Annotated in this window: 17 protein-coding genes and 1 pseudogene; 4 read left to right on the plus strand and 14 right to left on the minus strand. The window is 65.5% G+C overall.

From position 1 onward, the window contains the following. Nucleotides 1–604: 604 nt before the first annotated feature. Together V6Z91_RS03975 and V6Z91_RS03980 are read left to right on the plus strand one after the other, a co-directional pair. Nucleotides 605–1399, plus strand: coding sequence for a nucleotidyltransferase domain-containing protein (locus tag V6Z91_RS03975; RefSeq protein ID WP_338766939.1), 795 nt, complete (start codon nucleotides 605–607; stop codon nucleotides 1397–1399). Between the two features lie 67 nt (nucleotides 1400–1466). Then, the gene (locus V6Z91_RS03980; RefSeq protein WP_338766941.1) at nucleotides 1467–3545 is read left to right on the plus strand and encodes a glycoside hydrolase 43 family protein; all 2079 of its coding nucleotides are present in this window, start codon (nucleotides 1467–1469) and stop codon (nucleotides 3543–3545) included. A 99-nt stretch (nucleotides 3546–3644) separates the two neighbouring features. Here the strand turns inward: V6Z91_RS03980 and V6Z91_RS03985 are convergent, their stop codons facing one another. The 3 genes and pseudogenes from V6Z91_RS03985 to V6Z91_RS03995 form a co-directional block, all read right to left on the minus strand. Further along, complete coding sequence (locus tag V6Z91_RS03985) at nucleotides 3645–3833, minus strand: hypothetical protein (RefSeq protein WP_338766944.1); 189 nt, start codon at nucleotides 3831–3833, stop codon at nucleotides 3645–3647. Further along, nucleotides 3833–4252, minus strand: coding sequence for a hypothetical protein (locus V6Z91_RS03990; protein ID WP_338766946.1), 420 nt, complete (start codon nucleotides 4250–4252; stop codon nucleotides 3833–3835). Before V6Z91_RS03990 ends, V6Z91_RS03985 begins: the two co-directional genes overlap by 1 nt. Nucleotides 4253–4823: 571 nt before the next feature. Beyond that, nucleotides 4824–5016 (minus strand): annotated as a pseudogene (locus V6Z91_RS03995) (ribonucleotide-diphosphate reductase subunit beta); the annotation flags it as partial. 107 nt (nucleotides 5017–5123) lie between these two features. Between V6Z91_RS03995 and V6Z91_RS04000 the strand changes: the two are divergent. Beyond that, complete coding sequence (locus V6Z91_RS04000; RefSeq protein ID WP_338766949.1) at nucleotides 5124–5408, plus strand: hypothetical protein; 285 nt, start codon at nucleotides 5124–5126, stop codon at nucleotides 5406–5408. Nucleotides 5409–5689: 281 nt separating this feature from the next. Here the strand turns inward: V6Z91_RS04000 and V6Z91_RS04005 are convergent, their stop codons facing one another. From V6Z91_RS04005 to V6Z91_RS04045, 9 genes are all read right to left on the minus strand, one after another. After that, a complete protein-coding gene (locus tag V6Z91_RS04005; RefSeq protein ID WP_338766952.1) occupies nucleotides 5690–6802 on the minus strand; it encodes a ribonucleotide-diphosphate reductase subunit beta in 1113 nt (370 codons plus the stop codon). A 114-nt stretch (nucleotides 6803–6916) separates the two neighbouring features. Beyond that, nucleotides 6917–9874, minus strand: a complete 2958-nt coding sequence (locus V6Z91_RS04010; RefSeq protein ID WP_338766955.1) for a ribonucleoside-diphosphate reductase subunit alpha — start codon at nucleotides 9872–9874, stop codon at nucleotides 6917–6919. Between the two features lie 609 nt (nucleotides 9875–10483). Then, nucleotides 10484–11947 (minus strand): sigma-54 dependent transcriptional regulator, encoded by a 1464-nt coding sequence (locus V6Z91_RS04015; RefSeq protein ID WP_338766957.1) that lies wholly within the window; start codon nucleotides 11945–11947, stop codon nucleotides 10484–10486. Then, the gene (locus V6Z91_RS04020) at nucleotides 11944–13659 is read right to left on the minus strand and encodes an ATP-binding protein (protein WP_338766959.1); all 1716 of its coding nucleotides are present in this window, start codon (nucleotides 13657–13659) and stop codon (nucleotides 11944–11946) included. The genes V6Z91_RS04015 and V6Z91_RS04020 overlap by 4 nt, the downstream gene beginning before the upstream one ends. Nucleotides 13660–13678: 19 nt before the next feature. Beyond that, nucleotides 13679–13954 carry a PP0621 family protein gene (locus V6Z91_RS04025; protein ID WP_338766962.1) on the minus strand — a complete coding sequence of 92 codons (276 nt, stop codon included), beginning with the start codon at nucleotides 13952–13954 and terminating at the stop codon, nucleotides 13679–13681. Next, nucleotides 13951–14754, minus strand: coding sequence for a cytochrome c biogenesis protein CcsA (gene ccsA / locus V6Z91_RS04030; protein WP_338766965.1), 804 nt, complete (start codon nucleotides 14752–14754; stop codon nucleotides 13951–13953). Before ccsA ends, V6Z91_RS04025 begins: the two co-directional genes overlap by 4 nt. A 194-nt stretch (nucleotides 14755–14948) precedes the next feature. Continuing rightward, on the minus strand, nucleotides 14949–15758 hold the full coding sequence (locus tag V6Z91_RS04035; RefSeq protein WP_338766967.1) for an ABC transporter ATP-binding protein: 810 nt from the start codon (nucleotides 15756–15758) through the stop codon (nucleotides 14949–14951). 1 nt (nucleotide 15759) lies between these two features. Then, nucleotides 15760–16581 (minus strand): ABC transporter permease, encoded by an 822-nt coding sequence (locus tag V6Z91_RS04040; protein ID WP_338766969.1) that lies wholly within the window; start codon nucleotides 16579–16581, stop codon nucleotides 15760–15762. 10 nt (nucleotides 16582–16591) lie between these two features. Then, on the minus strand, nucleotides 16592–17539 hold the full coding sequence (locus tag V6Z91_RS04045; RefSeq protein ID WP_338771722.1) for an ABC transporter substrate-binding protein: 948 nt from the start codon (nucleotides 17537–17539) through the stop codon (nucleotides 16592–16594). A gap of 320 nt (nucleotides 17540–17859) precedes the next feature. On the opposite strand from V6Z91_RS04045, the gene V6Z91_RS04050 reads away from it, so the two are divergent. Then, nucleotides 17860–19962 carry a hypothetical protein gene (locus V6Z91_RS04050; RefSeq protein WP_338766971.1) on the plus strand — a complete coding sequence of 701 codons (2103 nt, stop codon included), beginning with the start codon at nucleotides 17860–17862 and terminating at the stop codon, nucleotides 19960–19962. A 42-nt stretch (nucleotides 19963–20004) separates the two neighbouring features. Here V6Z91_RS04050 and V6Z91_RS04055 read toward each other — a convergent pair whose 3' ends face one another. Together V6Z91_RS04055 and V6Z91_RS04060 are read right to left on the minus strand one after the other, a co-directional pair. Then, on the minus strand, nucleotides 20005–21030 hold the full coding sequence (locus V6Z91_RS04055; RefSeq protein ID WP_338766973.1) for a M48 family metallopeptidase: 1026 nt from the start codon (nucleotides 21028–21030) through the stop codon (nucleotides 20005–20007). A gap of 4 nt (nucleotides 21031–21034) precedes the next feature. Beyond that, nucleotides 21035–22087: a YjgN family protein gene (locus V6Z91_RS04060; protein ID WP_338766976.1), complete on the minus strand. Its 1053-nt coding sequence runs from the start codon at nucleotides 22085–22087 to the stop codon at nucleotides 21035–21037. Between the last annotated feature and the right edge of the window lie 7 nt (nucleotides 22088–22094).

Here is a 22094-nt window from a genome sequence, read left to right on the forward strand (position 1 = left end):
CAAAGAAAAAACCGCCCGGCCTGACTAGGTTCAGGCGAGGCGGCATACCAGATCACGTGTGGTCATCGTGCATATCTGTGCGAACTTTTGTCCTGTTGTTCTTAGCTATGTACTTCACTTCTCGCGGCGATCGCACACTCGAAAAAGAGCGCTTGCATATCACCGTGTTTTCAAGCTCGTAAAGTACACGAAAACCTTTGGAATGTGCAACCGGCACGCATGCTTTTCGCAGTCTTTTTTTACTGGGCTACGCGAGGTAACGCACATAGCAGCAAGCGCGATGCACTGCGCGCGCCATCGCGCAGTGCCGCCAAGCGATGCCGCCCGGACCATGCCGCTTCGCATACGGCCTTTACCTAAAGGCGTTATGCGAAGCGGCCAGGCATCGCGACATGCATGAGCCGGCATGCACACGGCGCAATCGCGCGCCGTCGCCATCGCACGACATGGATGACATCGCACGCGCGGCATGGCGCGAACTCCGCCAAAAAGATGATGAGGTGTGCGCCCCCACCTCACACGATCGCGAAACGTGCTCGACGTTGACGGCCCGCCTGGCGCGACGGCGGCTACACTGTCGGCTCCTCATATCGAAAGACATGCCATGCATATCGACGCTGCTCGCCACCTCGTCGCCACCGAACTGCTGCCGCGCTGGCCGGACGCCAGGGTCGCGATCATCGGCGGCTCGATCGCGCGCGGCGAGGCGACGCCGACCTCGGACATCGACCTGCTGCTCGTGTTCGATCGCGTCGACCAGGCATGGCGCGACACGCTGAAGATCGGCACGCAAACGGTCGAGCTGTTCGGCCACGACCCCGCCACCTTCGACTACTTCTGCCGGGAGATCGACCGCCCCAACGGCCGCATGCCGCTGGCGGACATGGTGGTGGAAGGCGTGAGCGTGATGGCCGACGGCGACGCCGCCGCATGGCTGCGAACTCATGCGCGGCAACTGATCGATGCCGGTCCGCCGCCGCTCACCGAAGCGATGCTGGCCGGCCGCCGCTACGGGATCACGACATTGCTCGAAGACCTGATCGATGGCACCGCGCCGGATGAGACATTGGCCACGGCCGTCAGGCTGTACGACATGCTGGCGCACTTCGCACTGCGTGCCGCCGGCGCCTGGTCGGGCGAGGGCAAGCACCTGGCGCGCCGCCTGCGCGCCCTCGACCCCGGCCTGGCCGACGAACTGGTGGCCGCCATGGCTGCGATCACGGCCGACTCGGCCACCGGCAAGCGGCTATTCGACGCCGCGGTGCGGCGCACGCTGGCCCCGTTCGGCGGCCTCCTGCTGGAAGGCTTCACGCTGCCCGCGCCCGTCGCATGGCGCAGCGAAGGCGTCGCCTTTCCAGGCCCGGCAACCAATACCGGAGTGCATATGGATGAGCCGTAAAAATTGATTGGATATCGGCGCCGGGTGCGGTTATGTTGGGTGCCCCAACATAACCGACCTTGCTGCGATGACGACTCCCCTCTCCCTGCGGTTCGCCGCGCTGGCGCTGTCCTCCACCCTCGCATTGTCCCTGCTCTCCGCGGCCGCGCTGGCCCAGCACGAACCGCGCCCGGCCCACGGCCTGTCCACGAAGACCTGGACACCCGACAACGGCAACGGCACCTTCACCAACCCGCTGCTCTACGACGAATTCTCCGACCCGGACATGATCCGCGTGGGCGAGTACTTCTACCTGACCGGCACCACGATGCACGCGATGCCGGGCCTGCCGGTGCTGCGCTCGAAGGACCTGGTGAACTGGGAGTTCCTCAGCTACGCCTCGCCCAAGCTCGACTTCGGCCCGGCCTATCGGCTGGAAGACGGCAAGGGGATCTACGGCCGGGGCATCTGGGCGCCCAGCTTCCGCTTCCACGACGGTACCTTCTATATCTTTTCCAACGTGAACGGCCGCGGCACGCAGATCTACACGGCGACCGACCCGAAGGGCCCATGGACGCACCGCGAGATGAAGCGCAGCCTGCACGACCTGTCGGTGCTGTTCGACGACGACGGCAAGGTCTACGTGGTGTGGGACCACCAGGAAATGAAGATGGCCCAGCTGACGGACGACCTCACCGACCTGGTGCCGGGCACGGAAAAGGTCATTTTCAAGAAAGACCAGGGCATGGGCGAAGGCGCCCACCTGCTGAAGATCGACGGCAAGTACTTCATCCTGAGCGCGAACTATGCCGGCGGCTTCCGCATGCCGGCCGCGCGCGCCGACCACCCGTTCGGCCCATGGGAAGTGAACTGGTCGATCAGCACCAACGAGGGCTTCGGCATGGCCGAGGGCAACCGGCTGAAGAAGAACACGCCGCCCTTCGAGGTCAAGCCGGGCGATCCGAAGCGGCACGACTCCACCGCGATCCACCAGGGCGGCATCGTGCTCACGCACGCCGGCGAATGGTGGGGCTATTCGATGATGGACTACAACTCGGTGGGCCGCCTGCTCTCGCTGTCACCGGTCACGTGGAAGGATGGCTGGCCCTACTTCGGCCTGCCCGGCAACCTGGGCCGCAATCCGCGCACGTGGGTGAAGCCGAAGACGGCCGAGGCGCAAGCGATCAAGGTGCCCTTCGAACGCAGCGACGATTTTTCCGGGCCGTCGCTTAAACCCGTCTGGCAGTGGAACCACGTGCCGGTGGCCGATAAATGGTCGCTGGCGGAGCGGCCGGGCTACCTGCGCCTGCACGCGCTGCCGGCCAAGTCGTTCTGGGAGGCTCGCAACAGCCTCACGCAGCGCGCCATCGGCCCTTTATCCTCCCCCACCGTCGTGCTGGATGCCGGCGGACTGAAAGACGGCGACGTGGCCGGCCTGGCGCTGCTGAACCTGCCCTATGCGACCTTGGGCGTCGAAAAAACCGCCGGCGGCCTGTCGGTCGCCGTGTTCGACCAGATGAAGAATGCGACGAAGCGCGTGCCTCTCAAGGCTCCTCGTGTCTGGCTGCGCGCCGATGCCGACTTCCTGACGGAAAAGGCGCGCTTCTCGTACTCGGTCGACGGCAAGACCTTCGTGCCGGTCGGCGACGAGTTCACGATGGTCTTCCAGCTCGTGACCTTCCAGGGCGGGCGCTATGCCCTCTTCAATTACAACACCGCAGGCAGCGAGGGCGGCGTGGCGGACTTCGACAGCATCGATGTCTACCAGCCCTACCCGCACTGCCTGATGCGGCCGATCCCGGTCGGGAAGACGATCCGCCTGACCTCTTTTGGTGCGAAAACTGGCTTGCTAGCTGCCGGCGGTCGCTTGTCGGTGGGCGCGCCGTCCGCCTTCGCTGTTGAAGACATGAAGCTGGGTCGGGTGGCGCTGCGCTCGGGTAAACAGTATGTGACGGTCGGTGCCGATGGTGCCTTGTCGCTGGCCGACGGCGCGCCTGGGGAGGCGCAGAGCTTCCAGTGGATCGAGACGCCGACCGGGGAGCTGGTGCTGATGGCGCTGGCCAATCACCGCTTCGTGCGGGTGGATGCGGCGAACGGGAAGGTGGCGGTGGATAGCCCGGGGCCGCTGACCGAGAGTGGAGATGGAACCCGGTTCACGTGGAAATGAGCTGGCTAGGGTGAACGGGCCAGGAGAACGTCAACGTTAAACGCCAACCATTTGGGATGGCGTTTCTTGTGAACGCCATCCCGTCGCTTCATCCAACCGCTAACGCTTGCCATCCCCCGCCGCTGACTGCCGCAGGGCCCGACGCAATCGCCGGTTGTCCGCGATAGCACCTATCAAGGCCACCAGGACCAGCACATCGATCGCATCACGGTCCAGGTAGTGCCAGAAGGCCCAGGCGGCCAGGGAGCTTGCGAGGGCGCTCAAGACGAGCAGGACGCGGTCGTTCATCACCGTGCCGCTGCCAGCCGATACATCTGGCGTCCGGGAGCCTCTTTATATGTACCCGGCCAGCGCTGGAGGGTGGCGGGAAGCCATGGCCTGTTCAGATGATTCTGTTGGGCCAATAACAATACGTCTGCCAGCGAGGTTCCATTGCCCAGTACTCGCCCGGTTGCGACGGCGATACTGCCAATGACGGCGCCCACATAAAACGCCGCGGACAGGGCACCGATCACCGCGAGCTTTTCCAACCGCGTGCCCGCCACGATGAGCTCCCGAACGGTAACCTTTCGGCCGAACTTGTCGAGTTGTCCGAGAAGTACTGCCGCATTGGCGACTGCCGCTTGAAGCGTTCCATACAAGGATTCGGGCGCAGGCAGCCCAAGCCCTTCCATGTTTTCCTTGAAGTAGCGATAGAAGTCAGACATGTTCCCTCCTCTAAGTAATGTCGGGAAAGCATATCGCCGGCGAAGTCAGGCAAGTTGCGCTTGCACAGCGCGCGGCGACAATGTCGTGAGCGTATCCACGTCGCACTTTACGGTCGGCGGCATCGCGGTGGCCGCACCTGTCATGGCGAAACGGTCGAGTTCGCCAGGGTCTGCGGCGACCGTATCATGTCGGACGATGGCGCCATCCTGACGCCGTCCCAATTTGCTGACCGCCACGCGAGGGGGCGGAACGCGTGGCGCTTTGTCTGGCTGCGATTTCCCGGCGACGAGCATTGGTGGCGTGCTGCCGATTGCCGGGTGCGTCTTGATGGCTGCCGTGCTGGGAGATCCGACCAGACCGGTAAGGTCTAAGCTGATCCATCGGAATAACATTCGCAACGTTCGTCTAGACCGATTCATGACAGATGCCGGGTAATATCGATCAGAATAGACGCTGAGCTGCCGGTTTTCGTCCGATTTAGACCGTTTCGGCGGCGTTTAGGTCCGATTAGACCTCGCGCAGAAAGCGGCCGCCTGATATGCATCCTGCGGTGTTGCTGCCCGGGGCAGAAAACATCGGCGCCAGGCCTATTTTCACGGCGCGGCGGTTGGCGATGAAGCGCAGGTAGCCCTTGAACATGACCCGCGTTCAGGCCCGGCACGCCGCGCGGCGTCGTGTCTTCCGCATACGTGTATTCCAGCTCGACGGCGCGCATGAACAGCGCCTTCAGCGCATCGCGTAATTGCACGGTCCACAGCTGAGGTCCTGCGCCCTGCGCTCCCCAGGTTTCGCTGGGCAGGAAGTTGTCGTACACTCGCCGGCGGTTATTGGCAGAAGCTGTTGCCGCCAAACATTTCGATCGGATGATACATGAGCCAAGTACAGTTGACCGGCGACCAGATGAACGCGCTTGAACGCCTGTGGGCCCGCGTAATGATCGCGGCCGGGGTGACGTTGATTACAGTGCTTGTCCTGATGTACGTGATTTCGGGTAGCTGGACGATAATGCTCGTCTTTGGCGCGGTCACAGGGGCATCCGTCGTTGTCGTGATGATTGCCGCTGCCAAACTACGCGCGCTCGAGCGTGGCTTGCATGAATCCGATCGTGAAAAGCGCGGCGACATGCACTCGGCACTCGAGACGCTGGACGATTAATATCGTTATCGCAAGCGAGCGAGATGCCGCAGGCATCGGGGAGAGGACGTTTCCCGCTTGCCCGAGACCGACGGTAAAGAAGCATCCAGAATGCGCTATGCCGGTCTGATTCGATCTGGATTGGACGTTCGACGGCTGGGTCCGGGCGGAGCTTTTTCGGTCGCGTTAAACGACGGGGTGCGAAGTGCCAGGACTCGAAGGTTTTGTGCAACGATCCCCTAAAACAAAAAGGCCTGTCTCTCGACAGGCCTTTCATCGATAGCAACGCCAGCGCGCCGGTATCAATCCCAGCTCAGCGCCCCACCCGTCTGGTACTCGGTCACGCGCGTCTCGAAGAAGTTACGCTCCTTCTTCAGGTCGATCATCTCGCTCATCCAAGGGAACGGATTCTCATCCTGGTCGAACAGCTGTTCCAGGCCGATCTGCACGGCGCGGCGGTTGGCGATGAAGCGCAGGTAGCCCTTGAACATGGCCGCGTTCAGGCCCAGCACGCCGCGCGGCATCGTGTCTTCGGCGTATGCGTATTCCAGCTCGACGGCCTTCATGAACAGTTCCTTGAGCTCGTCGCGGAATTGCGGGGTCCACAGCTGCGGGTTTTCCAGCTTGATCGTGTTGATCAGGTCGATGCCGAAGTTGCAGTGCATCGATTCGTCGCGCAGGATGTACTGGTACTGCTCGGCGGCACCGGTCATCTTGTTCTGGCGGCCCAGCGCCAGGATCTGCGTGAAGCCCACGTAGAAGAACAGGCCTTCCATCAGGCAGGCGAACACGATCAGCGACTTGAGCAGTTTCTGGTCGTTTTCAATCGTGCCGGTCGTGAAGGCCGGGTCGGTCAGCGTGTCGATGAACGGGATCAGGAACTGGTCCTTGTCGCGGATCGATTTGACTTCGTTGTAGGCGTTGAAGATTTCCTGCTCGTCCAGGCCCAGCGATTCCACGATGTACTGGTAGGCGTGCGTGTGGATCGCTTCCTCGAACGCCTGGCGCAGCAGGTACTGGCGGCATTCCGGGGCGGTGATGTGGCGGTAGGTGCCCAGCACGATGTTGTTGGCGGCCAGCGAGTCGGCCGTCACGAAAAAGCCCAGGTTGCGCTTGACGATGCGGCGCTCGTCTTCGGTCAGGCCGTTCGGGTTCTTCCACAGCTCGATGTCGCGCTGCATGTTCACTTCCTGCGGCATCCAGTGGTTGGCGCAACCGGCCAGGTATTTGTCCCAGGCCCACTTGTACTTGAACGGCACCAGCTGGTTCACGTCCGTCTTGCCGTTGATGATGCGCTTGTCTTCCGCGTTGACGCGGTGCGAGATCTGCTCGGCGGTGGTTTCCGGCTCGGCGGAGATTTGCCCCGCCACGGGCGCGGCGGCGGGCTTGGCCACGTCATCTTCCCAGTTCAACATATTCTTTCCTTCGTTTGGTAACGGGAACTGCCCCGTCGGGGCAGTTCGTATTCATATTAGATGGCGACTCGACGGGAGTCGCGCAAGTACTTCATCGACCGCCTTACTGGCAGCTTATTGGCAAGCTTCGCATTCCTCGAAGCCCGCATCGCCCGGACGGAGGTAGCATGCGGCGCCTTCCTGCACTTCCTGCACCGTGGCCGGCGCCGAGTGGGTCGGCACGGCCGGGGCGGCAGACGACGTTGCCGAGGCGGAAGCCAAGGAGCCCACGGCGGCCGGCGACACGGCGTTCAGCGCGCCCGTCTTCGTGGTGGACTTCTCCATGTGCGAAGCGGCGATCGTGCGCAGGTAGTACGTGGTCTTCAGGCCGCGCAGCCAGGCCAGCTTGTACGTTTCGTCCAGCTTCTTGCCCGAGGCGCCGGCCATGTAGATGTTCAGCGACTGGGCCTGGTCGATCCACTTCTGGCGGCGCGATGCCGCTTCCACCAGCCAGCTCGGCGAGACTTCGAACGCCGTGGCGTAGATGTCGCGCAGGTCTTGCGGCACGCGGTCGATCTTCGTCAGCGAACCGTCGAAGTACTTCAGGTCGGCGATCATCACCTCGTCCCACAGGTCGCGCGCCTTCAGGTCGCGCACCAGGTAGGAGTTGATCTCGGTGAATTCACCGGACAGGTTCGACTTCACGTACAGGTTCTGGAACGTCGGTTCGATGCAGGCCGAGACGCCGATGATGTTCGAAATGGTCGCGGTCGGAGCGATCGCCACGCAGTTCGAGTTGCGCATGCCGAACTGCTTGATGCGTTCGCGCAGCGGGGTCCAGTCCATCGACGACGACATGTCCTGCTCGAGGTAGCCGCCGCGTTCTTCGGCCAGCAGCTTCACGGAATCCTGCGGCAGGATGCCGCGATCCCACAGCGAACCCTTGTACGAAGCGTACTGTCCACGCTCTTCGGCCAGCTCGGTCGAGGCCCAGTAGGCGTAGTAGCACACCGCTTCCATCGACGTATCGGCGAAGTTCACCGCTTCCTGCGAGGCGTATGGCACGCGCATCATGTGCAGGCAGTCCTGGAAGCCCATCACGCCCATGCCGACCGGACGGTGGCGCATGTTCGCGTTGCGCGCCTTGTCCACGGCGTAGTAGTTGATGTCGATGACGTTGTCCAGCATGCGCATGGCGGTGCGGATCGTCTTCTGCAGCTTCACGTGGTCCAGCTTGCCCTCTTTCATGTGGGCCGGCAGGTTCACGGAACCCAGGTTGCAGACGGCGATCTCGTCCGGGCCGGTGTTCAGCGTGATCTCGGTGCACAGGTTCGAGCTGTGCACCACGCCCACGTGCTGCTGCGGCGAACGGATGTTGCACGGATCCTTGAACGTGATCCACGGGTGGCCCGTCTCGAACAGCATCGACAGCATCTTGCGCCACAGGTCCAGCGCCTGGATTTTCTTGAACACGCGGATTTCGCCGCGGGCGGCAGCCGCTTCATAGCCCAGGTAAGCCTGTTCGAATGCCTTGCCGACCTTGTCGTGCAGGTCCGGCGTCTCGGACGGCGAGAACAGCGTCCACTCGCCCTTTTCCATCACGCGCTTCATGAACAGGTCGGGAATCCAGTTCGCCGTGTTCATGTCGTGCGTGCGGCGGCGGTCGTCGCCCGTGTTCTTGCGCAGGTCGAGGAATTCTTCGATGTCCAGGTGCCAGGTTTCCAGGTAGGCGCAGACGGCGCCCTTGCGCTTGCCGCCCTGGTTCACGGCCACGGCCGTGTCGTTGACCACCTTCAGGAACGGCACCACGCCCTGCGACTTGCCGTTGGTGCCCTTGATGTGGGCGCCCAGCGCGCGCACCGGCGTCCAGTCGTTGCCCAGGCCGCCCGCGAACTTCGCCAGCAGTGCGTTTTCCTTGATCGCGTCGTAGATGCCTTCCAGGTCGTCGGAGACGGTGGTCAGGTAGCACGACGACAGCTGCGAGCGCAGCGTGCCCGAGTTGAACAGCGTCGGCGTCGACGACATGAAGTCGAACGAGGACAGCAGGTTGTAGAACTCGATGGCGCGCGCTTCGCGGTTCTCTTCATTCAGGGCCAGGCCCATGGCCACGCGCATGTAGAACGCCTGCGGCATTTCGATGCGCACGTCGCGCACGTGCAGGAAGTAGCGGTCGTACAGGGTTTGCAGGCCGATGTAGCCGAACTGCAGGTCGCGGTCGGCCACCAGGGCCTTGGCCAGCTTCTGCAGGTCGAACTCGGCCAGTTTCGGGTCCAGCAGCTCGGCGGCGATACCTTTCGCCACGTACTGCGGGAAGTATTCCACGTAGGCCGCGGCGGCTTGCGCCTGCGGGGTTTCCTTGCCGAAGACTTCCTTGCGGATCGTGTGCAGCAGGATGCGGGCGGTGACCTGCGAGTAAGCCGGGTCCTTTTCCATCAGGGCTCTGGCAGCCAGGATGGCGGACTTGTACAGTTCCTCGACGGGCACGCCGTCATACAGGTTGCGGAAGGTCTCGGCCAGGATCGCGTCGGCATCGACGTGCTTTTCCAGGCCCGAGCAGGCGGCGTCGATCAGCTCGCGCACTTCCTGCACCACCAGCGGGCGGCGCTGGCCGTTGTCCAGCACGTGGAATTGCGGCTCGGCCACTTCCGGTGCGCCGGCGGCGGCCTTCTTGGCGCGGCGCTCTTCCATCTGCTTGGCGCGGTACAGCACGTAGGCCTTGGCCACGTCGTGCTCGCCCGAGCGCATCAGGGCCAGTTCCACCTGGTCCTGCACGTCTTCGATATGGAACGTGCCGCCGGAAGGCTGGCGGCGCACCAAGGCATTCACCACATTGTTCGTCAGCTGTTCGGCCAGGTCGCGGATGCGCGCGGACGCGGCGGCGGGGCCACCCTTTTCCGTCTGCACGGCCAGGAAGGCCTTGGTCATGGCGACGTTGATCTTGGAGGGCTCGAACGCCACGACGGCACCGTTGCGACGGATGATGCGGTAGTCGCCGAGGTCGGCTGCCGTGGTCAGGCCGCTGGCCGGCTGGGCGGACGCTGGCACCGCTGGTTGCGATGCTGCTGGGGTGGTGATGTCTTGGTTGGATTGCATGTATGCTCCCGATTGATTGTTCGGAAAAAATTCTTTGCCACCTGCCGTAACAAAAAACGGCATGAAAACGGCAAAACCGGGCCCCTCGAACTCATGTCCGACAGACTCTCCGGTGCCGGGATTTCGCCCGGTGGCTGCTGTGCGACGCCCTGCTGGCGCCCTCTGTGGATGTTGACGCTGGTCAAAGTTATCCAAGCAGTTATCAACTGAGTTATCAACCAGGTTATGCACCCGGTTATCAACTGCTTATCAACCGATTTATCCACGAAGGCACTAGATTTAGTGCGCCACACAATTTCTGGCACTAATTGTAGTGAGCGCGCTTGCTCGCGACAAGCGCTACAGGCGGAATTTTTTTGCCAGAACGGCTAATAATTCTGTTGACTTTTCAAGCTTGCGATAAGGACGGGCGTTCTTCGTTGAGCACACGCTCGCCCACGAAATGTGGTAGGTCGGGGGCGGTGCTTAATGCTTCAGCAGAAATGTTTCTTACGTTGCCGGATAGGCATCGAATGCCAGCCGCGAACACATGAGGCGCCTGGTGTCGTACACCTTTTCCGCAGGAAAAGGTGTACGACACCAGGCCTTCAGCCGCCGCTGGCCGGCAACTTACCCCTCCGGCTCCTGTATCCCCAGCTTCTGCATCTGGTACCGCAACTGCCGGAAACTGATCCCCAGCAGTTGCGCGGCCTGCGTGCGGTTGTACTGGGTCTGCGCGAGGGCGCGCACGATGATCTCCCGCTCCACCCGCTCCAGGTAGGCTGGCAGGTTCGACGGCAGCACGGACAGGTCGGGCAGCGGCGGCATGCGCTCGCTGCCGGGCGCCGGCGCCGGCACTGAAACCGGGGGCGCGGCGGCAGAAGCCGGACCCGGACCCGGACCCGGAACCGGCGCGGCGGCCGGCACTTCGGCCAGCTTCGCCCCCTTCAGCGACAGGTCGGCCACGTCGATCACGCCATCGTTGGCAAAGGCCAGCGCCCGCTCCAGGATGTTTTCCAGCTCGCGCACATTGCCGGGAAAGCTGTAGCCGCGCAGCGCGTCCAGCACGCCGGGGCCCAGGGTGGCCGGCTGGCCGCTGGCGGCGGAGAGCCGGGCCAGGATCGCGTCGGTCAGCACCGGCAGATCGTCGAGCCGCTCGCGCAGCGGCGGCAGCGACAGTTCGATCACGTTCAGCCGGTAGAACAGGTCTTGCCGGAACTTGCCCTGCTCCACGCAGCGCGCCAGGTCCTGGTGGGTGGCGCTGACGATGCGCACGTCCACCGGTTCCTCGGCGGTGGCGCCGATCTTGCGCACGCGCCGCTCCTGGATAGCGCGCAGCAGCTTCACCTGCATGGGCAGCGGCAGGTCCGCCACCTCGTCGAGCATCAGCGTGCCGCCGTTGGCAGCCTGGAAGAAGCCGTCGCGCTCGTCCGCCGCACCCGTGAAGGCGCCCTTGCGGTAACCGAAGAACTCGGCCTCCATCAGCGCCTCGGGAATTGCGCCGCAGTTCACGGCGATGAACGGCTTGTCGGCCCGTGAACCTTGCGCGTGGATCTCGCGCGCCGCCAGTTCCTTGCCCGAGCCCGATTCGCCGGTGATGGCGATCGGCGCCATCGAGCGGGCCAGCCGGGCGATCTGCGCGCGCAGCGCCTGCATGGCGGCCGACTGCCCTTTCAGCCGGCTGTCCACCGGGCCGGGATGCGGCGCGGCGGCGCCAGGCGGCGCATTGAGCTTGAGCGCCGACTGCACCATCACGCGCAGCTGGTCGAGCTGCAAGGGCTTGGTCACGTAGTCGAAGGCGCCCGCCTTCAGCGCCACCACGGCGTTTTCCGCGCTGCCGAACGCCGTCACCACCGCCACCGGCAGGTTGCGGCCACTGGCGGCGATCTCGCGCACCAGTTCCAGGCCCAGGCCGTCCGGCAGGCGCATGTCCGTCAGCACCAGGTCGTAGTCATGGGCGGCCAGCAGCGCGCGGGCGCCGCGCAGGTCGGCGGCGCCGTCCACGTCCAATCCCATCTTGAGAAGCGTGATTTCCAGCAGGTCGCGCAGGTCGTCCTCGTCATCGACTACCAGAACGCGGGGGGAAGAGCTCATGGCCTGTCTTCTCGAGAGGGTTGCGCGAACGTGATGACGAACCGGCCGGACGACCCCGGCACGGCCACGGGGCCCGTGTCGAAGCGGTATTCGTAGTCCAGCATCGCGTCGTTGTTCAGGCACAGCTCCCGCGCCAGGTAGAGGCCCAGGCCCGTGCCCTTCGACGACGTAGTGTAGAACGGTTCGAACAGGTGGGCCCGCACCTCTGTCGAGATGCCGGGACCGTCGTCCTGCACGTGCAGCTCGGCGCTGCGGCCCTGCACGCCGACCACGAACAGCCGGATCGACGAGGGTTGCCTGCTGGCATAGCGGATCGCATTGCCGAGCAGGTTGAGCAGCACGGCGCGCAGGTGCACGGGATCGAAGCGCACCGTCACGTCGCTCACGCGGGAAATATCGAGCACGCGCGGGTCGAGCCGCTGCGTTTCGTCGAACTCGGCCTTCAACTCGGCCACGAGCGACGCCAGCGCCAGCGGCTCGTCGTGCGGGTGCGCCTTGCGCGACAGTTGCAGGATGTCTTCCACCATACGGTTCACGCGCGCCACGTTGTCGCCGATGATCTTGACCAGCCGCGCGTGGACGGGCGAGTCCAGGTCTTCGGCCAGCAGCGAATTGGCGTGGCCGATCGCCGACAGCGGATTGCGCACCTCGTGCGCGATGCTGGCGGTCAACCGGCCCATCGAGGCCAGCTTCAGTTGCTGCGCCTGGTTTTCGATCGCCGTCACGTCCTGCAGGAAGATCACGTTGCGCTCGGTGCCCAGTTCCATCGTGTCGGCGGCGGCGAAGCGCACCTTCAGGTGGGCGGCCAGGTCGGCGCGCGCGCTCCAGGCGGCGGCCAGCTCCTGCAGCGCCGGGTCTGTGTAGGGCTTGATCGTCACATAGACGGTGTGGAGGGCTGGATTCGCACGCCAGTGGGCGTAGGCTTGCGCGATCGGGTGCAGCGAAGGCATCGCGGCCAGCCGCAGGCCCAGCGCGCCGGCCAGCCCCAGCATCTGCCGCGCGGCCGGGTTGCCGGCCAGGAGTTCGCCGTCCGGCCCCACCACCACGATGCCATCCCCGGCCTGCGACATCACCAGCCGGTTGACGGCCTGCTGCACGCCGATCTCGACCCCGCGCTGCGCCGCCAGCGCCTCCTGCTTGATCAGCCGTGCCGCCATGCGGTTCACCAGCAGCACGGCGGCGAAGAAGGCCGCGCCGTACAGGCCGGCCTGCAGCACGGCCATGTCGCCGGCGCCCGACAGGGCACGCCAGATGCTCTCGGCCAGCATGTACAGCGAAGCAAGCGCCGTGCAGAACAGCGCGAGCATGAGCGGCGCCAGGATCGCGCAGCCGGCCAGCGGAAACAGGTAGAGGATCGCCAGGCCGCTGCGCAAGCCCCCGGCCGCTGTATACAACAGGGAGATCACGACCAGGTCGCAGGCGACCTGCGAAAGCAGCTGCACCAGGAAACGGCGGCGCCACCAGGCGGCCATGAGCGCGAACACGATCGCCAGGAACAGGTAGGCGGCGCAGGTTTGCGCGTACAGGAAGTCGCCGGAAGTGGTCAGAGCGCGGCTGTCGATGCTCAGGTAGACCAGCAGCACCAGGGCGATGACCACGCGCGTGGCGTTCAGCGTTTGCAGCGAGCGCCAGAACGTTTCCCGCGCAGCAGCGGACAAATGCGGCGGCAAATGCCGGGGCAAGGCCGGCGGCGGCGTCGCGGTATCGATCACGCCGCTCACCCGGCCGGCGTCATTTCACGGGCGCGTGGGCCGGGCTGCAATAATCCCGCCCGCCCACCGGCACGTTTTCCGATGCGGGAAAATGCACGCCGCACTGGGCGCAGCGCAGCATCGGCTCGGCGCGCACCACCTCGCGCTGCGCCGACTGCCGCTGCTGCTCCCTTTGCTGCTGCTCCCTCTGCTGCTCCCACAGCTGCTGTTGCCGGCGCTGCGATTGCTTCAACTTGGAACGGATGGCGAAATACACCAGCAGCGCGAGCGCCAGCCAGAACAGAACACGTGTCATGCGAAACCTCGGTGTAGCACTACTTCCAGGACAAAACGGCTGCCGACATAGGCCAGCAGCAAGGTGGCGAAGCCCGCCAGCGTGAACGACAGCGCCGTCTTGCCGCGCCAGCCGCGGAAGTGGCGGCCGGCCAGCAGCGCGGCGAACAGTATCCACGAGAGCAGCGTGAACACGGATTTATGGTCCCACTTCAGCGCCTGGCCGAACAGCTGCTCGGAAAAGACGATGCCGGACAGGACGGTCAGGCTGAGCAGCACGAAGCCGAAGCCGATCAGGCGGAACAGCAGCTTTTCCATCGTCAGCAGCGCCGGCAACTGGTCCAGCGCGGCGGACAGGAACGTGACCTGCTCGCTGCGCGTGTGCAGGCGCGACTCCTGCAATGCCATCAGCACGGCGTGGAAGGCGGCGATCGTGAGCGTGCTGTAGGCCAGCGTGGCGATCGCGATGTGCCAGCCGAACATGGGCGAGCGGCCTTCCAGCGCGATCAGCGCGCCGGGGAACAGCGCCTGCAGCGCGCAGGCGATGGCGGCGCACGGCATCACCATGCGGCGCAGGCCATCGAGGGAGAAATTGCGGTTTTCGATCCAGTAGGCGCCCACCGAGATCCACAGGGCGGACGACAGCATCGCGGCAAAGCCCAGCCGCAGCGAGCCGGGCACCACGACATCCATCCATAGCCCGGCACCGTGCACCAGCCAGGCCAGCGCGGTGACGGCGGCAATCGGCCTGGCTTTCGCCGCGGGCAACAGGGCGCACACGAGGTACAGCAGCGCGGCTGCGATCAGGAGAATGGTTTGCATCCGCGCAGTTTACACTAACGCGGCTTTGGTGACCGGGGGCAAGAGCCGCCCGGGTCTGGTGTCTGACACCATTTCCCCTTGGGAAATGGTGTCAGACACCGGTTTTCCGCGAACATGCCGACCTCGTGGGAAAACCGGTGTCGTACACCTTTTCCGCAGGAAAAGGTGTACGACACCAAGAGCCGCGGGCCGGATCAATCCACTGCCGCCAGCCGTACCTCGTCCTCGTGGTGCCGCTGCTGCTCCTCCATCACCAGCTGCCCCAGCTCGCGCTTCAGGGTGTTGAACTCGGGCGAGGAAGGATCGCGCAGCCGGGGCAGGTCGACGAGGATGTCGCGCTTGATCGTGCCGGGGCGGTAGGTCATCACCACGATGCGGTCGGCCAGGTAGATCGCTTCCTCGATCGAATGCGTCACGAAGATGATCGTCTTCCGGAGCTCGGACCAGATACGCAGCAGCTCGTCCTGCAGGTTGCGGCGGGTGAGCGCGTCGAGGGCGCCGAACGGTTCGTCCATCAGCATGATCGGCGAATCGAGCGCCAGCACGTGGGCGATCGCCACCCGCTGCCGCATGCCGCCGGACAGGTCCTTCGGGTAGCGCTGGCGGAAGTCCGACAGCGACAGCATGGCCAGCAGCTTGTCCACGGTCGCGCGGATCTTCTCCCTCGGCTGGCCCTTGATCTCCAGGCCGAAGGCGATGTTGTCCTCGACCGTCATCCAGGGGAACAGCGCGTATTCCTGGAATACCATGCCCCGTTCCGGGCCGGGGGCGGCGACCGCCGAGCCGTCGGCGGTGATGATGCCCGAGGATGGCGGCGCGAAGCCGGCGATCGCGTTCAGCAGCGTCGACTTGCCGCAGCCCGAGGGCCCCAGCAGGCAGACGAACTGGCCACGCGGGATCGCCAGGTCGATATCCTTCAGGGCGACGACTTCCCGCCCGCCCGTGGCGAACACCTTGCTGACGCTTGAGACGATGATGTGCGGTTCATTGGCGTGCGCGTTCATGTCAGTTCTCCAGGCCGCGGTGCCAGCGCAGCAGGTGGTTGTTCAGGCGGTTCACGCCCACGTCGATGGCCAGCCCGATGAGGCCAATGGTGAACATGCCGGCGATGATCTTGTCCGACCAGAAGTATTCGCGCGCCTCGGTGATGCGGAATCCCAGCCCGTTGCTCACGGCGATCATCTCGGCCACGATGACGACGATGAACGCCGTGCCGATGCCGATCCGCACGCCGGACAATATATAAGGCACGGCGGCCGGCAGGATCACGCGCAGGAACATCGTGCTGCCCGCGGCGCCCAGGTTGCGGGCGGCACGGATATAGATGCCGTCCACCTGCCGCACGCCGGCGATGGTGTTCATCAGCACGGGGAAGAAGGCGCCCAGTGCGATCAGGAACACGGCGGGCGGGTTGCCGAGCCCGAACCACAGGATCGACAGCGGAATGTAGGCGATCGGCGGAATCGGCCGCAGCAGCTGCACGAGGGGATTGAGCCACGCATACACGCGCGGGCTGGCGCCCATCGACAGGCCGATCGGCAGCGCCAGGCCGGCGCCGATGGCGAAGCCGACCGCCACGCGATACAGGCTGCCGAGCGAATCGTGGATCAATTCGCCGGACGCGGCCCAGGCCAGCCAGGATTGCGTGGCCGGATCGTGCGGCTGCAACGGCAACGCGTATTCAACCCATTTCGTCACCACCGCCCAGGGCGACGGCAGCACCTGGGGGTTCACCCACCCCAGGCTGGATGCGACCTGCCAGGCGGCGATCGCGAGCACCGGCACCACGAGGCCGGTGCCCACCTCGCGCCAGTCGATGCGTGCCATGGCCGGCCTCCTATTTCACGCCCAGGCTTTTCTTGGCCTGGTCCAGCAGGTCGGTCTTGACCCAGTCCTTGGCCAGCGGCGGGCGGCTCATGCGGCCCACGCCGGTCTTCACCATCACGTCGGTGGTCGTCTGGATATGCGCGGGGGTGATGTCGTAGGTGTAGGGCGAGTTGCCGATCGCATCCTCGAAGTCGTCCTTCGAAATCTGGCCCTTGAATACCACGTCGCGCACGTACTTCTCGGCCGTCGCCTTGTTGTCGATGAAGGTCTTGGTCGCCTCCAGGAAGCAGCGCATGAACTTCTCGGCCACCGGGCGGCGCTCGTTGTAGAACTTCTCCGTCATCACCATCGTGCGCACCGGTTCGCCGATCGGCGTGTTGTACGGCTTCATGATCTCGGTGCCGAAGCCCTTGTTGATGGCCTGCGAGGATTGCGGCTCGGATTGCATCATGGCGTCGATGTTCTTGCCCAGCAGCGCCTGGTTCAAGTCGGCGTAGGCGAGGAACACCAGGCGCACGTCCTTGCCCGGCTGGTCCGAAGCCGTCAGCCCCGCCTGCTGCAGCTCGGCCAGCAGCAGCACTTCCTGGATGCCACCCCGCGTCACGCCCACGCGCTTGCCCTTCAGGTCGCGAAGCGATTTCATGTTCAGATCCGCGCGGCCCACGAGCCGGGCGCCGCCCTTGGCGAAGCCGGCCACCACGTAGATCGGCGCGCCGCCGGCCCGCCCGGAAATGGCTGCCTCGGACGCCGTGGCGCCCACGTCGAGCTCGCCGGCGATGATCGCCTGCATCACGTCCAGGCCCTTGGCGAACACATGTTCCTCGACCTTGATGCCGCACTTCGGCGCAATCTCCTTTATGTACGAGACCGCACCGTAGTGGGCGAACTTCAGGTTGCCCAGCCTGACCACGTCCTGCGCCTGGGCGCCATGGACGGCGCCGAGCGCCAGCACTGCCATCCCCAACCTGGTTGCCCACTCAGTTGCCCACTTGGTTGCCCACTCCGCCACCATCGACTTCACTTTCATCCGGGTTTCTCCTCGAAAGAACGATCAGGCCGGGCTTACCGGCCACAGCGATTGCCCGGTCATCATACCGTGCCGCCCTGTGTCGTAGTCAGGTTGTGTTGCCGTTATGCACAACCGGACCACGAGCACGAGCACAATGCCCCGCCGGCAAAAACTGTCGTTGAGAAATAACAAGAGTTGCGTCCGCGCCCGCGTGGCTTTCCGTGAGATTTCTCGCGTTCCGTGCGGCGCATAATGCATCGCAATCGATCATGAAAGGGAAGACCATGACCTCCTATGCAAGGCTGGCTCCGTTCCTGCTGGCCGCGAGCCTGCTGGCGGCTTGTGGCGGCGGGGGTTCCGACACGCCGGCACCGGCGACGGCACCCGGCTCCTCGGGCCCGGTTACGCTCAGTGCGACCGCCGGCACGACGCAGTTGCTCCCCGGCGGCACGGCCACGCTGACCGGCACCGCCTCCGACAACAGCGCGATCACCTGGCAGCTCGCCCAGGGGTCACCCGGCGCGCTGTCGGCCGCGACCGGTGCATCCGTCACCTATACCGCTCCCGCATCGGGCCTATCGGCCCCCACGCCGGTGACGGTCAGCGCCACGGCCGGCGGCGCGACGAAGACGGTCACGCTGCTCGTCCACCCCTCGCCCGGCACCCCGGGCCTCAGCCTGCTCGCCGGCTCGCTCGGCAGCCACACGATCGTCGACGGAACGGGCACCGCGGCGCGCTTCGGGTCGATCGGCGACATGGCGGTGGCGGCCGATGGTTCGCTGGCCGTGGTCGACTTCAAGAAGCTGCTGCCGGTCGTGCGCCGGATCGGCGCCACGGGCGCCGTGACGTCGATCCCCGTCCCGGCCGGCGAGGATCCGGTATTCTGGGCCGTGCACGCGCTGGGCGTCGCTGCCGACGGCACCGCCTGGATGGTGCGCGAAAACGGGGTCCTGGGCACATTGCTGAGACTCGGCACGGATGGCAACGTGTCCGCCGCCGGCGGCCCGCAGCCGGAACTTCTCGGGGCCACCGGGCTGGTCGCAGGCGCCGCCGGCGAGCTGTTCGTGCAGACGACGAGCTACTCGGCATGCGCCCTCTATCGCGTCACCGACCAGGGCGCCGTCGCCCTGCTCGCCGGTGGCGGATGCGGGGCGCCCCTGGACGGGCGCGGCGCCGCCGCGGTGTTCAGCGCGCCGTCCGACCTGACCCGCGCCGCCGACGGCAGCCTGTACATGGTGGACGACGAGCAGATCCGCCGGATCGCGATGGATGGGACCGTGACGACGATCGTGCCGCGCGACAGCGCGGGCGTTCCCGTGCTGACCTTCCCGTTCAGGCCCCGCAGCATCGCCGCGCGGCCCGACGGCTCGCTTGCACTGCTGGCATGGGACGCGAAGGAACAGGTCGTGTGGAGCGTGGCGCCGGACGGGCTGGCCACGGTACTGTTGCGCCGCCCGGTCGTCCCCGTCGTGAACGGCACGAGTCGCCGGACCGATTTCGCGCTCGTGCGCAGCGATGCGGCGGGACGGCTGCTGCTCGCCACTCAAGGTGAAATCCACGTGCTGCAAGGCAGCACCACCACCCTGTTTGCCGGCCTGGAGGACGACGCCGTCGCCGACGTGGACGGCGCGGGTGCCGCCGCGCGCTTCGTCGATCCCAAGTATGTTGCTTCCGACCTGCGCGGCAACGTGTACGTTGCCGATCAACCGGTCTATTACAACCAGCCCGTCGGCTTCAGCAATGACCGGGGACTGTATGTGCGCAGGATCGATACATCCGGCAACGTGACGACGGTGATCCGGAATGCGCAGTTCGGCCGGCCGGCGGGCCTGCTGGCCGACCAGGGCGGCAACCTGTATGTCGTCGAGCAGAACTCCTTGAACGGCCGCTACCGCATGCCCGGCGGCGCCGTGTACAAGATCGGGCCGGACGGCACCACCACCCTGATCGCGGGCACGCTCGCCGCCAGCGGCAGCGTCGACGGCAAGGGCCCGGAGGCGCGCTTCGTCTGGCCGACCTTCGCCGGCATCGCGCCGGACGGCACGCTGTATGTCAACGACGATGGCGGCGTGCTGCGCAAGGTCGCCCAGGACGGCACGGTGACGACGGTGACGGCGCTCCCCGACGACGTGGCACGCGCGCCGGACGGCAAGCGCTACGGGTACGACGGCGAGACGGTGTACCGGATCGAGGCCGATGGAAGCCGCACCGTGGTGGCCGGCAGCAAGGGCATGGAGGGCACGGTGCTGGGTCCATTGCCCGGCGCCCTGTCCGCCCCGATCGTGACCGACGGCATGCTCGGCCCGACCGGCTTGCACACGTTCGCGCTGATTTCCAACTCCGCCATCGTGAAGCTGGTCCTGCCCCACTGATGGAGAAAAGCGGGGGTGCGGCAACGGCCGCCGCGCCCCCGATCAGTCGTTGCCGTGACTGTCCTGGCCGTGCCGGCGCACCCGTGCCAGGCGTTCGCCCGTGTCGGGATGGCTGGACAGGTAGGCCGGCACCCGCGCCTCCTTCTCCAGTTCCTGGAAGGCCGCGAAGACGTGTTCCAGGTGTGCCAGCGGCAAGCCATTGCGTTGCAGCAGGGCGACCGCGTAATCGTCGGCTTCCCGCTCGGCGTCGCGCGAATAGTGCAGGTCGAGTGCCAGCGCCGGCAGGCCGGCCACCAGCGAGCTGGCATCGCCGGAGAGCAGCAGCCCGGCCGCCGCCACGGCGGAGCCCTGGATCAGCCGGCGCGTCAGGTGGCGTCCGTGCAGGTGGCCGAGTTCGTGCGCCAGCGTGGCCATCACGGCCCCGTCGTCATCGAGCAACTCCACCATCTCGTCGGTCAGCACGATGTCGCCGGACGGCAGCGCGAACGCGTTCGGTCCGATGCGGCTCTTGCGAAACAGCAGGCGCCACTCGGGCGCCGGGCCGTCGAAGGTGTCGGGCGGCACGAGCCGCGCAAAGCGCTCGGCCAGTTCGCCGCGCCGGGCCGCCGGCAATTGGCTGGGCGAGAACACATGGCGGTCCAGCAGCGCCAGCGTGCCCTGCCCCATCTGCCGCTCGACCGCCACGGGCAGGTTGCGCGCCACCAGGTCGGCGCCGACCGGCAGCACGAACAGGTAGCCCAGCACCAGCACGGCGGCCGTCGCGCCCAGCGCTGCCACCGCGCCGCGCCAGCTCTGCTGCATCCGCACCACCGTGGTGTCGCGATGGCCCGTCGCGTGCAGCAGGGCGTCCAGCGCCTGCTGGTCGTCCGCTTCGAACGTGGCTTCGTCGGGGAACGTGAGCTTGCGCGGTGCGCGGGCGATCCGCTCGGCCACGCGCATCTCCGCCAGTGGCGTGCTGCGTTCCACGTCGCCGGCCAGGTGCACGGCGCCATCGCGCACGGCCAGCGTCACGCGATGGGCGCGCGACGTGAGGCCGTCGAAGTAGCTGCCGGTCAGTTCTTCCGCCATGGCGTTACAGGGCCAGGTCGAAGCCGCCGAGGTCGGCGGCGCTTTCGCCGATCGCACCGATTTCGGCGCGCTGGCCGGCCGTGATGTCATCCAGGCTGCCCTCGACGACCAGCGAAGTGCACGCGAGGCGGTAATTCGCCGCCCGCACCGTGGCGAACGGAATGAACAGGCCCAGTGTGAAGAGGATGCCCAGCGTGTTGGTGATGTACAGCCAGGCGATGCCCTTGAGCGTCATCGTCGAACGGAAGCGATGCTGGGCGAGATAGGTGTGGTTCCAGATCAGGTTTTGCAGCGCCGTCATGGCCACGAACATCACGACCAGCATGTAGGGGTAGACAGCGAACGCCATCAGGATCGTCAGGTCTTTCCCGGCCCCGAGGGCGATTCCCGCGAACGACACGACGGTCATCGCGACGATGGCCAGCAGCATCATGCCGAATACACCCAGGTAGATCTTGTAGAAGCCGCGCACCGGCGCGTCGAAGCTGAACGGCACGTTGCCATAGCGGCTTTCGGTATGCTGGAAGCGCTTGACGCGCTGGTGGACGAACGGGTACAGCAGGCCCAGCGTCAGCACACCGAGCAGCGGCAGCACCAGGTAGTGGAAATAGGCGCCCTTGGCGCTGCCGCGGAAGGAAAAGCGGATGCCGCGATAGCTGCTGTTGTACAGCGCGAACTGCAGGCTTTTCCACAGCATCCATGGCATCACGGCCATCCACAGCACGAAGACGCCGGCGGCCACCGCCGGCGCGGTCTGCAAGCCGATGTTGTAGGCGCCCAGCATGACGGCGGCGATGATCCGTCCCTTGAGGATCGCGCCGGGCTTGGCATGGTATTCGAAACCGCCGCCCGCCAGCCGGGTATTGGCATAAAAATATTGATTGGTGCGGACCTTTGCCCAGGCCGAATAGATGCCGAGCGTGACGATCGTCAGCAGGACGTTGACGATCCAGATCCTGAAATACTCGCTGCCCGAGGCAGTGAACTCGAATTTCTCTTCGCGGCTTTCCGGCGCCGCCTCTTTCAATGCCGCACCGCCGCTGTATACGCTGCTCATGATGCTC

Origin of the sequence: Massilia sp. METH4 (assembly GCF_037094685.1) — a bacterium.
Taxonomy (GTDB): Bacteria; Pseudomonadota; Gammaproteobacteria; order Burkholderiales; family Burkholderiaceae_D; genus Rugamonas.

Coding starts and splice junctions, on each gene's coding strand:
- V6Z91_RS03975 (WP_338766939.1), top strand. CDS start 605: ATGCATATCGACGCTGCTCGCCACCTCGTCGCCACCGAACTGCTGCCG.
- V6Z91_RS03980 (WP_338766941.1), top strand. CDS start 1,467: ATGACGACTCCCCTCTCCCTGCGGTTCGCCGCGCTGGCGCTGTCCTCC.
- V6Z91_RS03985 (WP_338766944.1), bottom strand. CDS start 3,833: ATGAACGACCGCGTCCTGCTCGTCTTGAGCGCCCTCGCAAGCTCCCTG.
- V6Z91_RS03990 (WP_338766946.1), bottom strand. CDS start 4,252: ATGTCTGACTTCTATCGCTACTTCAAGGAAAACATGGAAGGGCTTGGG.
- V6Z91_RS04000 (WP_338766949.1), top strand. CDS start 5,124: ATGAGCCAAGTACAGTTGACCGGCGACCAGATGAACGCGCTTGAACGC.
- V6Z91_RS04005 (WP_338766952.1), bottom strand. CDS start 6,802: ATGTTGAACTGGGAAGATGACGTGGCCAAGCCCGCCGCCGCGCCCGTG.
- V6Z91_RS04010 (WP_338766955.1), bottom strand. CDS start 9,874: ATGCAATCCAACCAAGACATCACCACCCCAGCAGCATCGCAACCAGCG.
- V6Z91_RS04015 (WP_338766957.1), bottom strand. CDS start 11,947: ATGAGCTCTTCCCCCCGCGTTCTGGTAGTCGATGACGAGGACGACCTG.
- V6Z91_RS04025 (WP_338766962.1), bottom strand. CDS start 13,954: ATGACACGTGTTCTGTTCTGGCTGGCGCTCGCGCTGCTGGTGTATTTC.
- ccsA (WP_338766965.1), bottom strand. CDS start 14,754: ATGCAAACCATTCTCCTGATCGCAGCCGCGCTGCTGTACCTCGTGTGC.
- V6Z91_RS04035 (WP_338766967.1), bottom strand. CDS start 15,758: ATGAACGCGCACGCCAATGAACCGCACATCATCGTCTCAAGCGTCAGC.
- V6Z91_RS04040 (WP_338766969.1), bottom strand. CDS start 16,581: ATGGCACGCATCGACTGGCGCGAGGTGGGCACCGGCCTCGTGGTGCCG.
- V6Z91_RS04045 (WP_338771722.1), bottom strand. CDS start 17,539: ATGGCAGTGCTGGCGCTCGGCGCCGTCCATGGCGCCCAGGCGCAGGAC.
- V6Z91_RS04050 (WP_338766971.1), top strand. CDS start 17,860: ATGAAAGGGAAGACCATGACCTCCTATGCAAGGCTGGCTCCGTTCCTG.
- V6Z91_RS04055 (WP_338766973.1), bottom strand. CDS start 21,030: ATGGCGGAAGAACTGACCGGCAGCTACTTCGACGGCCTCACGTCGCGC.
- V6Z91_RS04060 (WP_338766976.1), bottom strand. CDS start 22,087: ATGAGCAGCGTATACAGCGGCGGTGCGGCATTGAAAGAGGCGGCGCCG.